The sequence below is a fragment of the Parabacteroides caecihominis genome, from assembly GCF_023656785.1.
Taxonomy (GTDB): Bacteria; Bacteroidota; Bacteroidia; order Bacteroidales; family Tannerellaceae; genus Parabacteroides; species Parabacteroides segnis.
The window spans coordinates 35,629-50,626 of sequence record NZ_JAMOKS010000045.1; the positions used below are offsets into that span (position 1 = coordinate 35,629).

General features: G+C 49.0%; 14 protein-coding genes. 3 read left to right on the forward strand and 11 right to left on the reverse strand.

Translation table 11 applies throughout. From position 1 onward, the window contains the following. The first annotated feature begins 55 nt into the window (after positions 1-55). The 3 genes from NBH14_RS25305 (at position 56) to NBH14_RS25315 (ending at position 2,367) form a co-directional block, all read left to right on the forward strand. Entirely contained in the window at positions 56-1,462 is a 1,407-nt protein-coding gene (locus NBH14_RS25305) for a Gfo/Idh/MocA family protein (RefSeq protein ID WP_186961606.1), read from the forward strand. 150 nt (positions 1,463-1,612) lie between these two features. Continuing rightward, positions 1,613-1,903, forward strand: coding sequence for a nucleotidyltransferase domain-containing protein (locus NBH14_RS25310; RefSeq protein ID WP_128133018.1), 291 nt, complete (start codon positions 1,613-1,615; stop codon positions 1,901-1,903). Next, positions 1,900-2,367, forward strand: a complete 468-nt coding sequence (locus NBH14_RS25315) for a toxin-antitoxin system antitoxin subunit (RefSeq protein ID WP_128133019.1) — start codon at positions 1,900-1,902, stop codon at positions 2,365-2,367. The genes NBH14_RS25310 and NBH14_RS25315 overlap by 4 nt, the downstream gene beginning before the upstream one ends. A gap of 99 nt (positions 2,368-2,466) precedes the next feature. Here NBH14_RS25315 and NBH14_RS25320 read toward each other — a convergent pair whose 3' ends face one another. The 11 genes from NBH14_RS25320 to NBH14_RS25370 all read right to left on the reverse strand — a co-directional run bounded on the left by NBH14_RS25320 (position 2,467) and on the right by NBH14_RS25370 (position 14,854). After that, the gene (locus NBH14_RS25320) at positions 2,467-4,398 is read right to left on the reverse strand and encodes an NAD(+) synthase (RefSeq protein ID WP_128133020.1); all 1,932 of its coding nucleotides are present in this window, start codon (positions 4,396-4,398) and stop codon (positions 2,467-2,469) included. A gap of 12 nt (positions 4,399-4,410) precedes the next feature. Then, entirely contained in the window at positions 4,411-4,734 is a 324-nt protein-coding gene (locus NBH14_RS25325) for a type II toxin-antitoxin system RelE/ParE family toxin (RefSeq protein WP_128133021.1), read from the reverse strand. Then, on the reverse strand, positions 4,713-4,982 hold the full coding sequence (locus NBH14_RS25330) for a hypothetical protein (protein ID WP_128133022.1): 270 nt from the start codon (positions 4,980-4,982) through the stop codon (positions 4,713-4,715). The genes NBH14_RS25325 and NBH14_RS25330 overlap by 22 nt, the downstream gene beginning before the upstream one ends. Before the next feature lie 197 nt (positions 4,983-5,179). After that, positions 5,180-7,366: a glutamine synthetase III family protein gene (locus tag NBH14_RS25335; protein WP_186961607.1), complete on the reverse strand. Its 2,187-nt coding sequence runs from the start codon at positions 7,364-7,366 to the stop codon at positions 5,180-5,182. 54 nt (positions 7,367-7,420) lie between these two features. After that, positions 7,421-8,455 carry an aspartate--ammonia ligase gene (gene asnA / locus NBH14_RS25340; protein ID WP_186961608.1) on the reverse strand — a complete coding sequence of 345 codons (1,035 nt, stop codon included), beginning with the start codon at positions 8,453-8,455 and terminating at the stop codon, positions 7,421-7,423. A gap of 281 nt (positions 8,456-8,736) precedes the next feature. Next, positions 8,737-10,005 (reverse strand): ammonium transporter, encoded by a 1,269-nt coding sequence (locus NBH14_RS25345; RefSeq protein WP_186961609.1) that lies wholly within the window; start codon positions 10,003-10,005, stop codon positions 8,737-8,739. A gap of 44 nt (positions 10,006-10,049) precedes the next feature. Further along, the gene (locus NBH14_RS25350; RefSeq protein WP_186961610.1) at positions 10,050-10,406 is read right to left on the reverse strand and encodes a P-II family nitrogen regulator; all 357 of its coding nucleotides are present in this window, start codon (positions 10,404-10,406) and stop codon (positions 10,050-10,052) included. Positions 10,407-10,657: 251 nt separating this feature from the next. Continuing rightward, a complete protein-coding gene (locus NBH14_RS25355) occupies positions 10,658-11,383 on the reverse strand; it encodes a TorF family putative porin (protein WP_186961611.1) in 726 nt (241 codons plus the stop codon). Positions 11,384-11,551: 168 nt separating this feature from the next. Then, positions 11,552-12,778, reverse strand: coding sequence for an LL-diaminopimelate aminotransferase (locus NBH14_RS25360; protein ID WP_186961612.1), 1,227 nt, complete (start codon positions 12,776-12,778; stop codon positions 11,552-11,554). A 65-nt stretch (positions 12,779-12,843) separates the two neighbouring features. Further along, positions 12,844-13,656: a diaminopimelate epimerase gene (gene dapF / locus NBH14_RS25365; protein WP_128133025.1), complete on the reverse strand. Its 813-nt coding sequence runs from the start codon at positions 13,654-13,656 to the stop codon at positions 12,844-12,846. Between the two features lie 373 nt (positions 13,657-14,029). After that, the gene (locus NBH14_RS25370) at positions 14,030-14,854 is read right to left on the reverse strand and encodes a RagB/SusD family nutrient uptake outer membrane protein (RefSeq protein WP_250817837.1); all 825 of its coding nucleotides are present in this window, start codon (positions 14,852-14,854) and stop codon (positions 14,030-14,032) included. Between the last annotated feature and the right edge of the window lie 144 nt (positions 14,855-14,998).

Below are 14,998 nucleotides of genomic sequence, written 5' to 3' on the forward strand. Positions count from 1 at the left end.
AGTTGATTAAATATTATAAATTTGCCCACTTAACATAAAATACTAAATAAAGAACATGGAAAACACTCGTCGTTCCTTTCTTAAGAAAATGACTGCCGCCGGAGTTGGTGCAGCAGGTTTGGCTATGGCAGGTACTGCTTCGGCCACTACAGTAGCAGGTTCTCCAGAACCTCAGAAGAAAAAAACAGCCGGAAAAGATGACGGTAAACTGCGTTTCGGATTTATCGGAACAGGTTCACGCTGCCATGAGCACATCAATAATGTGTTGGCTATCCCGGGAAATAAGATTGTTGCTATTTGCGATATCCAGCAAGGCCCGATCGACCGTACATTGAAACACATCGCTAAATTCAACGTGGATGCCCCGAAAGTGTATAAAGGTGGCGAACGTGAATTTGAAAAGATGTTGAACAATGAAGAGTTCGACTGCGTGATTATTGCCAGCCCGTGGGAATGGCACGTACCGATGTCGGTTGCAGCCATGAAAGCCGGTGTTCCTTATGTTGGCGTAGAAGTTTCTGCTGCCAATACGCTGGAAGAATGCTGGGATTTGGTTAACGTATCGGAAGCAACAGGCAGCCATCTGAACATCATGGAAAATGTTTGTTATCGTCGTGACTGCATGGCTGCTTTGAACATGGTTCGCGAAGGTTTGTTCGGTGAGTTGCTGCACGGTGGTTGCGGTTACGAACATGACTTGCGTGAAGTGAAGTTCAATGACGGTAAAAACTATAACTATGTACCGGGTAGCGGTGACTTGCGTATGGGCCCGACAGCTTTTGCTGAAGCTCAGTGGCGTACACAGCATTCTGTAACACGTAATGGTGATATTTACCCGACTCACGGTATCGGACCGATTGCAAACTGCATGGACATCAACCGTGGTAACCGTTTCCTTTCTCTGTCTGCTATGGCAACTCAGTCTCGCGGATTGCATAAGTTTATCGTAGACAATGGCGGTGAAAACCATCCGTTGGCAAAAGTTCGTTTCAACCTGGGTGATATCGTAACTTCTATGATTAAATGTGCGAACGGCCAGACGATCATCGTTACACACGATACAAACTCTCCCCGTCCTTACTCTTTGGGATTCCGTGTACAGGGTACTGAAGGTTTGTGGATGAACGATGGCAACCATGTATATGTACAGGGTAAATCCAAACCTCACCGTTGGGATGACTCTGACGAATGGTTCAAGAAATATGACCATAAGCTGTGGGCTCAGCTGGATGCCCAGGCAAAAGAAGCCGGTCACGGTGGTATGGACTTCATCATGATGTACGACCTGATCGATGCCATCAAGAATAAGAAACCGGCTCCTATGGACTGCTACGATGCAGCTGCATGGAGTGCTATCTCCGGTTTGTCTGAAATGTCTATCGCCCGTGGCGGTGCATTGGTTGATTTCCCTGACTTTACACGCGGACAGTGGATTCACCGTAAACCGGCATTCGGCATGTAATTGATAAGTAAGCGATAAAAAAACAAAAGGCTATCGGGATTCCGGTAGCCTTTTTTATATAATAGCACAGTAGTCCTACGAGTAAGAATTCGGAATGTGGAGTATTGAATACAAAATAAAAGTATCTATCTTTGTAAAAACAGAGATAAAATGCGCTTAAATAAGAAAGACATACAATCGATTGTCCGTGTAGCAAAAGAAATTTACGGGGAAGGTGTCGAAGTTTATCTGTTCGGTTCACGAACAGATAACGAGAAACGTGGTGGAGACATTGATCTGTTAGTACGTACTACATCCGAAAAGAAAGGTGTCTTGGCTCGTATACGCATGATTGCTCGGCTGAAACAATTTTTAGGCGATCAGAAAATCGATGTGATAGGCGACCATGAAGAATCGTTGGTTGCAAAGGAGGCATTAATAACAGGTATACGATTAATATGACAAATCGAAAACAGGAATTGATGGAACGATTGAGTCGTGAATTTGATATTTGCGACCGGCACATTCAACGCATAGATGAGGCTTTAGAGGCTATGCATACGGATATCCCTATGTCTGTTGATAGCTATACGAATTTGGATGAGAACCAAATCCGTTGTATGGATCAGTTTATTTTTCGTTTCTCCAAACTACAGGATGCTATGGGGGCTAAGATTTTCCGATATGTGTTGGAGTATTTGGATGAAGATGTTTCTGCTTTGCCAATGCGGGATATTCTAAATCTTTTGGAGCGTTATCATTTTATAGATAGTGCAGATGAGTGGGGATATATTCGGGAATTGCGTAATGAGATTGCCCATGATTATCCATTGATGGAAAATGATATTGTTTCTGTGTTGAATGAATTAATATCCAAGGTGTCGATATTAAAAAGTATTTATAAACGAATGAAAGCTGCTGTCTGAGAGAAGATAGTCAGGATTTAATAAAACGGAATTTGGAAATAAAACGTCCCGCATCTAAACTATCAAATTTGGATGCGGGACGTTTTATCTTTTGTTTTTTTAGTCTAACTCTTCTATCTCCTTCAGCCAAAGTGTCGCCATGGCATCGCTCGGCATACGCCAGTCGCCACGGGGGGAGAGGCTGACGGAACCTACTTTCGGACCGTCCGGCAGGCAACTGCGTTTGAACTGTTGCTGGAAGAAACGGCGGAAGAAGGTGTGGAGCCATTTCCGGATGGTCTCTTTGTCGTAACTGTCGCTGAAAGCCTGTTGTGCCAGGAAATAAATCTTGGCGGGGGAGGAGCCGAAACGGAGGAAATAGTAGAGGAAGAAGTCGTGGAGTTCGTAAGGGCCTACGAGGTCTTCCGTTTTCTGTTTGATGTTTCCGTTTTCGTCGGCGGGTATCAGTTCGGGACTGATTGGAGTGTCGACGATATCCAGCAATGTAGCACGTGAGGCTTCATCCACCCGGTTGTGGGCAACCCATTCTACCAGGTATCTGACAAGCGTCTTGGGGATACTGCCGTTTACACCGTACATCGACATGTGATCTCCGTTGTAGGTAGCCCAGCCAAGGGCCAGTTCGGAAAGGTCGCCGGTACCGATGACCATGCCGTTTTTCTGGTTGGCTACGTCCATCAGGATTTGGGTGCGTTCGCGGGCCTGGCTGTTTTCGTAGGTCACGTCGTGAACCGATGGGTTGTGACTGATATCTTTGAAATGCTGGAGGCAGGCATCCTTGATGGAGATTTCCTTTAATGTGACACCCAGTGAACGGATAAGGTCGCAAGCGTTGGTGTAGGTGCGGTCTGTCGTTCCGAAGCCGGGCATGGTGATGCCGAGTATCTGGTTGCGTGGGATATTCAGGGCATCGAATGTCATGACGGTTACCAGCAATGCCAGTGTGGAATCGAGTCCGCCGGAGATACCGACTACCGCTGTCCGGGAGTGTGTGTGGACGATACGTTTAGCCAGTCCGGCTACCTGTATCTGGAAAATCTCTTCGCAACGTTCCTTCAGTGCGTCGCCGGAAGGAGTGAACGGATGCGGGTCGACAGAGCGGGTCAATACCGGCTGGCCGGAGTTTTCAGACAGGGCGAACGGGATTGTTATTGTTTCACCCCCCAGCAGGGTGGAGGCGCCGTGCATGAAGCTAGTATTTACCTGGCGGTCGTTTTGCAGGTTCTCGATGTCGATTTCACTGATGACGAGTTGTTCCTGCATGGTGAAGCGTGGGGATTCTTCTAATAGAGTGCCGTTTTCTGCAATGATCCCGTTGCCGGCAAAGACAAGGTCGGTGCTGGATTCTCCGAAACCGGCGGAGGCATAGACATACCCTGCCATGCAGCGGGCGGACTGCTGGCATATCAGCGAACGGAGGTAATGATGTTTTCCGATCAGTTCGTTGCTGGCGGATATATTGACAAGGATATTGGCTCCTTCCATCGCCAGTAAGGAACTGGGGGGGACGGGAACCCACAGGTCTTCGCATATTTCGATGCCGACTTTTACCTGTCCGGCGGTGAAGAGCAAGTGGCTGCCCAACGGATATGTTCTGTCTCCGATTGAGATGGTCTTGTCCCGTAATTCGGTGGCGGAAGTGAACCAGCGTTGTTCCTGGAACTCCTTGTAGTTCGGTATGTATGTCTTGGGGACTACGCCTAATATCTTTCCGCTCTGGAAAGCTACGGCAGCGTTTATCAGTCTGTTTTCCGTCACTAACGGGGCGCCTGCGATTGTGAGGATATTCAGGTCGGCGGTGTCGCTGACCAGTTTCAATAAGGCTTGTTCTGCATTTTTCAGCAAAGCCTGCTGGGCGAACAGGTCCAGGCAGGTATAAGCCGTTACCGACATTTCGGGGAAGGCAATGATTTGTACGCCTTTGTCCGAAGCCTGGCGCATCAGACCTTCCATCTGCTGAATATTATAAAAACAGTCTGCCACCTGTACGTGTGGGACGGCTGCTGCTACTTTTACGAATCCGTAGTTCATATGAGTTTATTTTTATCGTATAGCGTGTTTGAGTTTATCGGGGGCTTGCCGGCAATCCCACAATAAAACGATATGTATTAAATATTCATTGTCTATAGTGTAAACGAGCTTGTAATATCCTTCAATTAAAGAGCGATATTGTTTAGCTCTATTTGCCAAAAGACGTTCAGGAGTTCCGATGAACGGATTGTTCTTAATACGTATAGTATTTTTCTCCAATTTGTTCATGAACCGGAGGGCAGTTCTTTTTCCAAATTGTTTCAGACAATAGGTGATGGCTAAATCTGCTTGTCTTTGTGCACGTGGTGCCCAGATTACTTCAATTTCTTTCTCCATTCTTCAAAGAATTGATGCATTTCGGGCTCCTTGATACCTTTACCTTCGCTTAATTCTTGTTCTGCCAAGTTGATTTCTTTGTTGGCTTCCTCAATGCTAAACGCAATAGGAGACAAAACGGCTGCTTTTTTATTCAGTATTCGCTTTGTGCTTTTTTCCAGTTTATCCATCATTTCCAAACTGTCTATCTTATCCAAATAATTACGGATGAAGTTCTTTTTCCATTGCTGTAATTCCATTGCCGTCATAACGTAAACTCCTTTCTTATATAATGATGGTCCAAAGGTATATATTTCTCCGGGAATATAAAAGAAGGGGAGCCATACTTCACAGCATGCTCCCCTTGCAAACACAAAACAATCAACAAAAAACTACTGTCTGAGTGAGATGATAAGATAAGCCGGGATGCTTTGGAGGGACACCCCGGCTTAAGGAATGTGTGGTCTTATCGGATAAACAATAATTCGCGATACTTCGGCAACGTCCACATCTGGTCGTCTACTACCAGTTCCAGTTTATCGATGTGGTAGCGGATTTCTTCCAGCATTGGGACAATGGTGTCGTGGTAGGCGATTGCCTTTTCGCGTTCGCTTTCGATTTTGTTGGCGACCTTGCGGGCTTCGACCATTTCGTCTACCTTTTCCTTGATGAAGTTGGTGCGGCAGGCGATGTCTTCGATAATTTCCAGGTTACGGGCGGAGAGGACGGAGGCTTTTTCTGCCGGGAAGAGGTCCTTCATCTTATATACGTTGTCAATCAGCGAAGACTGGTAGCGGGTGGCGATAGGGATGATATGGTTCATCGTCAGGTCGCCTAACACGCGGGCTTCGATTTGGATTTTCTTGGTGTACGTCTCCCATTTTACTTCGTTGCGGGCTTCGAGTTCCTTGTGGGTCATGACGCCGGTCGATTCGAACATCCGGATACTGCTTTCCTTCAGGTAGTTGTCGAAGATGAGCGGTACGCTGGTTTCGCAATCCAGACCGCGGCGACGGGCTTCTTCTTTCCATTCATCGCTGTAACCGTTGCCGTCGAAGTGGATGGCCTTGCAGGCTTTGATGTCTTTGCGGAGGACTTCCAGGATGGCGGCGAATTTCTCTTTGCCGGTGGCAATCTTTGCGTCTACTTCGGCTTTGAAGAGTTTCAATTGTTCGGCCACGGCGGCATTGAGGGCGAGCATGGCAGACGCGCAGTTGGCTTCGGAACCTACAGCACGGAACTCGAAACGGTTGCCGGTGAAGGCAAAAGGCGAAGTACGGTTGCGGTCGGTATTGTCAATCAGCAACTCGGGGATGCGGGCGATGTCGAGCTTCATGCCTTGTTTGCCGGCCAGCATCAGGTCTTCGGGCTCGCTTTTTTCAAGGTGCTCCAATACCTGCGACAGCTGCGTGCCGAGGAAGCTGGAGATGATGGCGGGAGGTGCTTCGTTGGCTCCCAGGCGGTGGGCGTTGGTGGCACTCGAGATGCTGGCTTTCAGCAGTCCGTTATGACGGTAGACGGCCATGAGCACGTTTACTACGAAGGTGATGAAACGGAGGTTGTCTTCCGGTGTCTTGCCCGGACCCATCAGGCCGATGCCGGTGTCGGTGCCCAGCGACCAGTTGTTGTGCTTGCCCGAGCCGTTGACGCCTTTGAAAGGCTTTTCATGCAACAGGACGCGGAAACCGTGCTTGCGGCTGATTTTACGCATCAGCGCCATGACCAGCAGGTTGTGGTCGTTGGCGAGGTTGCATTCCTCGAAGATAGGGGCCAGCTCGAACTGGTTCGGAGCCACTTCGTTATGACGGGTTTTCAATGGGATACCCAGTTTGAGGGCTTCAATTTCCAACTCTTTCATAAATTCCATGACGCGGGTGGGGATGGCACCGAAGTAATGGTCCTCGAGCTGCTGGTTTTTGCTGCTCTCATGGCCCATCAGCGTACGTCCGCTGAGCAGCAGGTCGGGGCGGGCGGCGTAGAGTCCTTCGTCTACCAGGAAATATTCCTGTTCCCAGCCGAGGTAGGAATATACTTTCTTTACCTCCGGGTTGAAGTAATGGCATACGTCGACGGCAGCCTTGTTTACGGCTTCAAGCGCTTTCAGCAGCGGGGCTTTATAGTCGAGGGATTCGCCGGTGTAGGCGATGAAGATGGTCGGGATACACAGGGTGTCACCCACGATAAAAGCAGGAGAGGAAGGGTCCCAGGCGGAGTAACCGCGGGCTTCGAACGTATTACGGATACCACCGTTCGGGAAGCTGGAGGCATCGGGTTCCTGTTGTATCAGCAGTTTGCCGGAGAACTCTTCGACCATGCCGCCTTTGCCGTCGTGTTCGACGAAAGCGTCATGTTTTTCGGCTGTCCCTTCGGTGAGGGGGTGGAACCAGTGGGTATAATGTGTTGCGCCCATTTCGATGGCCCATTTCTTCATGCCGGAGGCTACGGCGTCGGCAGTCTCGCGGTCGAGGGGGGTACCGTTGTCGATGGAGTCGACCAGTCTGGCATAGGCTTTTTCCGGAAGATACTTGAACATCTTCTCGCGGTTGAATACGTTCTTTCCGAAATATTCCGACGGACGTTCTGCCGGGGCGGCTACTTCGGCGGCTCTTTTCTTGAAGGCCGATTCTACTACTCTGAATCTTAACTTTGACATAATACCTGATTTTTATAGTAAGTGTTTGTTTTATTTATATCTGATGGTAACTTATCATAACAAGATGATATTGTTTTGCTTACAGATGTCAGCCTGTTTTTCCGGCCATATCGAAGCCTGTACCTCGCCGATATGTGCTTTGCGGAGGAAGAACATGCAGAGGCGGCTCTGGCCGATGCCGCCTCCAATGGATTGCGGGAGGCGGCCGTCGAGCAGCATCTTGTGGAACTCCAGGCCGGCACGTTCGGGGCATCCGCGTTCTTCCAGCTGCCGGCGCAGGGCCTCCTTGTCGACACGGATACCCATGGATGACAGTTCGAAGGCACATTGCAAGACGTCGTTCCAAAGGATGATGTCACCGTTCAGGCCGTTGAAGCCGTCGGAGTTGACCGTGCTCCAGTCGTCATAGTCGGGGGCACGTCCGTCGTGTTTCTCCCCGTTTGTCAGTTCGCCGCCGATGCCGATAACGAAGATGGCACCGAATTTAGCAGCTGCTTTGTTTTCGCGTTCACGGGGAGGGATGCCCGGGTACATCTTTTGTAATTCTTCCGCATGGATGAAGGTGATGTTGTCCGGCAGGGAAGGAGTGATGTGAGGATACTGGTTGTAGACCATCTCCTCGATTTCTTTCAGTAGCGTGTAAATGCAGCGTACGGTGCGTTTCAGGTAATCCAGATTGCGGTCTTCCGGACGGATGGTTTTTTCCCAGTCCCACTGGTCGACATATAGCGAGTGAAGGTTGTCGAGATCTTCGTCGCCGCGGATGGCATTCATGTCGGTATAAAGTCCGTAGCCGGCAGGGATACGGTAGGCCGCCAGTTTCATCCGTTTCCATTTGGCGAGCGAGTGGACGACTTCTGCTCGCCGTTCGCCCATGCAGTGGATGGGGAAGCTGACGGCACGTTCCACCCCGTTCAGGTCGTCGTTGATGCCGGTTCCCGAGAGAACGAATAAAGGGGCGGTTACGCGGCGCAGGTTCAACGCTTTCGACAGTTTCTCCTGGAAGCTGGTTTTTAACATCTGAATCGCTTGCTCGGTCGTTTCCGGTGTAAGCGTCTGTTTGTAATCTTTTGGAATAATCAGTGACATGTGTATATAGTTTAAAATGTTGATTGTCTTTGTCGGTATGGGAGGAGAGGGGGTGTCTCCCTTCCCGTATCCTATGGTACCGCACCGGGATGCGGTTATCTGCCTCATCCCGATGATGTGAACCGCTGCATCCCGGTGTGGTAGATAGCCTCATCCGGATGAGGTACTATCGTATCCGAGGGGTTACCCTATCAGGGTGGTGCGATTCACACTATCTCGATGGTGGCTATTGCCCTGTCCAGATGGTGTTGACTACCCTATCCCGATAGTGTTATGGCGTATCAACTGTTGTAGGCCGTTTCGCCATGTTCGTATATGTCGAGCCCCTCTTCTTCCACACGGGGGGTGACGCGCAAGCCATGTACGATGTCAAGTCCTTTGAAGACCACGAATCCCATGAAGGCGGCCCAGCATCCGACTATGGCGGCTCCGAAAAGCTGTGCCAGCAGGAAGTTTGCACTGCCCGAGTAGAAAAGGCCCTGTTCGGTGGCAAACAATCCGGTCAGTACGGTTCCGAGGAATCCGCAGACACCGTGTACGGAAGAGGCTCCGACAGGATCGTCGATTTTCAGGACATGGTCGATAAAGTCGACAGCATAGACCATGACCGTTCCGCAGATGGCCCCGATCAGGACGGCTCCGGCAGGCGACACCAGGTCGCAACCGGCAGTGATACCTACCAGGCCTGCCAATACACCGTTGAGTGTCAGCGACAGCGACGGTTTTTTATATTTCATCCAGGCTACGATCAGCGAGAGGAATCCTCCGGCGCAGGCAGCCAGGTTGGTGGTCAGGAATACGTGGGAGATTGCCATGCGGTTGCCTTCGCCCGAAGCGGCCAGCTGTGAACCCGGGTTGAATCCGAACCAGCCGAACCAGAGGATGAAGACACCCAAGCAGGCGATTGTCAGATTATGTCCCGGAATGGCACGCGATTTCCTGTCTTTGTCGTATTTGCCGATACGCGGGCCGATGATGGCGGCGCCGACCAAGGCTACCCATCCGCCGACGGAGTGCACGACGGTCGACCCGGCAAAGTCGTGGAAAGTGGTTCCGAAGGTGTTCATCATGAAGCTGCCTTCTTCGCCGTTCATCAGCCAGCCGCCTCCCCAGGTCCAGTGGCCGCTGACAGGATAAATCAGTACGCTGATAAGTACGGTGTAAGCCAGGTACATGGAGAATTTTGTCCGTTCGGCCATGGCTCCCGATACGATGGTGGCTGCCGTGGCGCAGAATACGGTCTGGAAAACCAGGAAGCCTTCGACGGGCAACTGTGTGTCGTAGAAACTGATGTTGAAGAAATGAGGCATGCCTGCAAAACTTCCGGCGCCGAACATGACTCCAAAGCCGATTGCCCAGAACAGGAGGGAACCCAGCATGAAGTCGAGCAGGTTCTTCATCAGTATGTTTGCTGTGTTTTTGGTGCGGGTGAAGCCGGCCTCCACCAGGGCGAATCCCGGCTGCATAAAGAATACCAGCATAGCTGCAAGTAGCATCCACACGGTGTCGAGCGATAAAGCTAAGTCTGTAATTGTGTATGTTGTGTCCATAATCGTCGTATTTGTTTCGTTTGTTATTTGTATGGTCTCGCGGGTTATTTTTCCTGTTCGGCATTGTAGAGGGCGATGTCGCCCCGTTCGCCGGTACGGATACGGATGGAGTCTTCTACGGGGATGACGAAGATGCGTCCGTCGCCGATTTCACCCGTTTGTGCCGCCTTGATGACTGCCTGTATGGTCTTCTCCACATTCTTGTCGCGTACGACGATGGAGATGAGGATGCGCTCGATAGAGCTGGTGTCGTAGACAACACCACGGTAGATACGTCCCTGGCGGGCTTTGCCGACGCCTCTCACGTCATAGTAAGAGAACCATTCAATGTCTGCTTCGAGAAGTGCTTCTTTCACATCTTCGAATTTGGTCTTGCGAATAATAGCTTCAATCTTTTTCATAACCTTACTTTTTTTATAGTTGATAAAAAGGAGGTATAGAGCTGCCTGCCATAGTCAGGTGTGGTCAAGCGGTATAACATTCTATAAAATCGAAAAGCAGCGGCCGGCTTCTCTATACAGTCCTTTTTATGAGATAACCTAAATTGATACGTTACTTAATTCTTTTGTTGTATTGCGTTGCTGCTTTCGTCAGGCTCCCTCATGGAACGCAGATGACACAGACGGGCGCAGATGAACGCAGATTTTTTGTTTCATTTTATACTTAGTCCGAAAACTAAAAACACATTGTCTTGATTCGGGGCTACAATGCATTGGGCGAAGACGGGGAGGGAGAACGAGTCTGTTATTTTTATCTCCCTGCTGGCCCTGAGGGCAATGGAGCAGAGGGCGAAACCGTCTTTGCCTTCCTTGTGGTACATTCCTGTCCAGGGTGAAACACCAATGCCGGGGGTGACGTCTACGCCCAATACGCTGAAGGTATAGGCGGCTTCCACATAGGTGGAGAACTGCTGGTCGCCGTCGGCATCCTTGTCTCCTCCGGCAAACATTGTGCTCCAGGTGATCCCCAGAGGGAACGATTCGCCGAAGTTGTATCCAACGGCCCCTTCGAAGAAGTGGCTGTTCGAATAGTTGCCATAGCGTTTGCCTTCGCCTGCCCACCAATAATCTGTAACTCCGATACTGAATCCTCCGATTCCGTAGCCTACTGTGAGGTCGAACTCCTTACCCTTGTTCGGATCGCTCATGCTTGAGAAGTCCGTGGAACCCCACGCCGTGAGAGAGAGGCCGGCATACGATAGTGCGATGCTCGGCTGGACGGATGGTCCCGTCTGGTACACTCCGCGCCATACATAACTGCTGACCAGGTCGGCGGCAGGCGCGATTTCAAATTTGTTTTCCTCTTGTGCAAAGGTCGTAAAAGACATAAGTAGAGCCGTAGCAGCCAAAACTGGTTGCCTGAAAGTCATTGTTTTCATAATGTTTCTCTTTTTGTTTATAAAAGCCTTTGCCGGTAACAAAGCCGGATGCGCCTTTCCTGCTTCGTTCTTATTTGCCCAGAGAAACGTTCGCTCTTTAATTGTCAGTCGCTAATTGCTAATTCTTAATTTTCAATTTTCAATTATCAATTATCAATTTTCAATTCTTCAGAGCCACTTCTTCAGCCTGGCCATAGCTTCCAAAGTGTCGTCCCTGTCGCCAAAGGCGGTGAGTCTTAGATAACCTTCGCCACTCGGGCCGAATCCTACGCCCGGTGTCCCAACGATGTTGACTTCGTACAATAGTTTATCGAAGAACTTCCAGGAGCTGAGACCTTTCGGGGCTTTCACCCAGAGGTAAGGGGCGTTCTCGCCGCCGTACACCTTCAGGCCGCAACCTTGGAGGGCTTCTCTCATAATCCGTGCGTTGGTCATATAGTAATTAATCGTTGCCTTTACCTGTTCTTTGCCTTCCGGAGAGTAAACCGCTTCGGCACCCCGCTGGGTGATGTAGCTGGTTCCGTTGAATTTGGTCGTCTGCCGGCGGTTCCACAGTTTGTTCAACTGTACCCGTTCGCCTCCCAGCGTGAAGCCGTTCAGTTCTTTCGGGACAACCGTGTATCCGCAGCGTACTCCGGTGAAACCCGCTGTCTTCGAGAAACTGCGGAATTCGATGGCTACTTTCTTCGCCCCTTTGATTTCGTATATCGAGTGGGGGATGTTCGGGTCCTGGATGTAGGCCTCGTAAGCCGAGTCGTACATAATCAGGACGTCGTTTGCCAATGCATAGTTTACCCATTTCTTCAACTCGTCTTTCGTCAGGGTCGTTCCCGTCGGGTTGTTCGGGTAACAGAGGTAGAGTATGTCCACCCTGCGGGCCGGCAGTTCGGGCGTGAAATTGTTTGTTTCCGTGCAGGGGATGTAAACAACATCGCTCCATTTGCCGTCTTCCAATACTCCGGTGCGTCCGCTCATGACGTTGGAGTCTATGTAAACGGGGTAGACCGGGTCGAGTACCCCGATACTGTTGTCGTGGCGGAGAATATCGCCGATATTTCCGCAATCGCTTTTGGCACCGTCGCTGACGAAAACCTCTCCCGGCTCCAGGAATACGCCGCGGCTGGCATAATCATTCTTGATGATTGCGTCAATCAGGAAGCTGTATCCCTGTTCGGGACCGTAACCGTGGAAATTCTCTGTAGAAGCCAAATCATCCACCGCCTTATGCATGGCTTCGATGACGGCAGGTGCCAGGGGCTGTGTTACATCACCGATTCCCATGCGGATTATTTTGTCTTTAGGGTGTGTCACTTTGAAACTGTTTACCTTTTTCGCTATGTCGGAAAACAGGTAACTGCTTTGCAGTTTCAGGAAATGTTCATTAATCAGTGCCATATTCGTTCAATTGTTTTATGTTGTTGTTTTGTCGGGGTTGTTGGCCCTTTGTTTTGCTTTTTGTGTTATTTCTCTATTATTCCTTCAAATACGGTGACTGCTCCTCCGGTCATGTAGACCTTTCCTGAGTTTTCGTCCCAGTGAATAGTGAGCGGGCCGCCGTCCATGAATACTTTTGTTTTCCGCTTCGTCTTACCGCATACGACACCGGCTACAACTGTAGCACAAGCTCCTGTTCCGCAAGCCTGGGTGATGCCCGAGCCCCGTTCCCATACCCGCATCCGGACTTCATCGTCTTTTAAAACCTGTACAAACTCAACATTGGTCCGGTCGGGGAAGAAGGCGTGTGTTTCCAGCTTAGGTCCGATAGCCGGTAAGTCGATATCGTTTATATCATTAACAAAAATAACCAGATGAGGGTTGCCCATCGACACGACGGTTCCGGTGTAAACCTGTCCGCCGGCTTCCAGTTCGAGGGCTGGTTCGCCGATTCCGGGTGTTCCCATATCGACTGTTACTTCACTGACGGTATCATCATCCGAAACGGTCAGCTGAAGTTCTTTAATGCCGGATAATGTTTCGAGGGTGACTGTCTTTTTATCGGTCAGTCCTGCATCATATACATATTTGCCGATGCAGCGGGAAGCATTTCCGCACATCATGGCCTCGGAACCGTCTGCATTGAATATCCGCATGCTGAAATCGGCTTTTTCAGATGAACCTATCAGGACTAATCCATCCGACCCGATGCCTGTATGGAGAGCGCTCCATCTAATAGCTTGCTTTTCCGGGTTTTCCAGGGGATAAGCCATTGTGTTTATGTATATATAGTCGTTACCGGCTCCGTGCATCTTTGTGAATCTAACTGGGTTTGTCATTTTATTTGTTTTACTCCTATTCTTGTTTCTTTTTGTTTTGTTGTAGTGCAAATATACGACGTTTTGATATATTATAATCATTAAACGTATCCAAATGTCCTTTAAATTTCTATTGTGTGATAATTTGATTCAATAAAGCGGTTTTACGTAATAATTCGTAACTGTATAACAAATAATCCGTGGGTATTGTAAGTTGTTGTAAGTGAAAAGTTGTTGAAATATCGTTAAAGCTACTCTTGTTGGCGGGTTTGGTTGTGTCTTTATGTTCATAGAAGGGTATAAAAAGGACGGCATTCCGTACGAATTGTAAGTAATTCGAGGGAAATGCCGTCTTTTTGTAAAATGCCACGCAGATGTGGTCTATTATTTACTATTACAGTCCTGCCTGCGGATCGAATGTACCATTTTCCCAACCTTTTGTTTGTTCCAAGTTAGGGTTGTTACTTAATTCACTGCGTTTTATTGGCAGGAAGTACATATTTTGTTTTGCGATCATCGGCGTATTGTCACGGTCGAACAAATAAGTAGTATATGTCCCGTCAGTTTGTTTATTCATCACCAGTGCGTGACGTTTTTCCTGACCGATCATAAGTTTGTCGTAGATCATCCAACGGCGTAAGTCCCACATACGTTTCTGTTCGAACAATAACTCGATGAAGCGTTCTTCGCGGACAGCTTCGCGCATTTCACTTTGGTTCATGTTTGGATTCAGTCCGTACACTTTGCCTTTCAGTTCAGGATCGGAACTCGTTTCGTTAATACCTGCCCGTTCACGGATTTGTTTCAGTATTTCGAATGCTTCGCCCTGCTTACCTACTTCAACGGCTGCTTCAGCATAATTCAGCATGATTTCTGCCAAGCGGATGTCGATATAGTCTGTTCCGGATTTCTGGCAATCGGAAATAGAAATGCTTTCATCAATGCCTTTCTTTGAATAATATCCAGTTCTGGATCCCATGTTTTTACCATATGCATAATCGTTTTGTGCGTTTTCATTCAGTTCCATAACTGTATTGAAATAGGTAACGCCTTGATATACGACTGTTGCATAGAAGCGTTTGTCGCGGTTCTGCCATAAGGTAAAGATATCATTATTGCCATCTTTTTTCCAGTCGGTATAGGTATATGTTTTTCCGTCGACAGTAGGGAAACGGTCGATCACTTCCTGTGTCGGGTGATTTCCGCCTGTATTATTCATAGAGAATGTGATCGGACGACATTTTGTAATATATAATAACTTCCAAATAATCCACTAAAAAAGAATCCATTCCAACAATTTTTTCGCTCGTCGGGACACGTGCTCGCGCCCCTTGCCGCTAAGGCGTTCCCCGAGCGATGAATT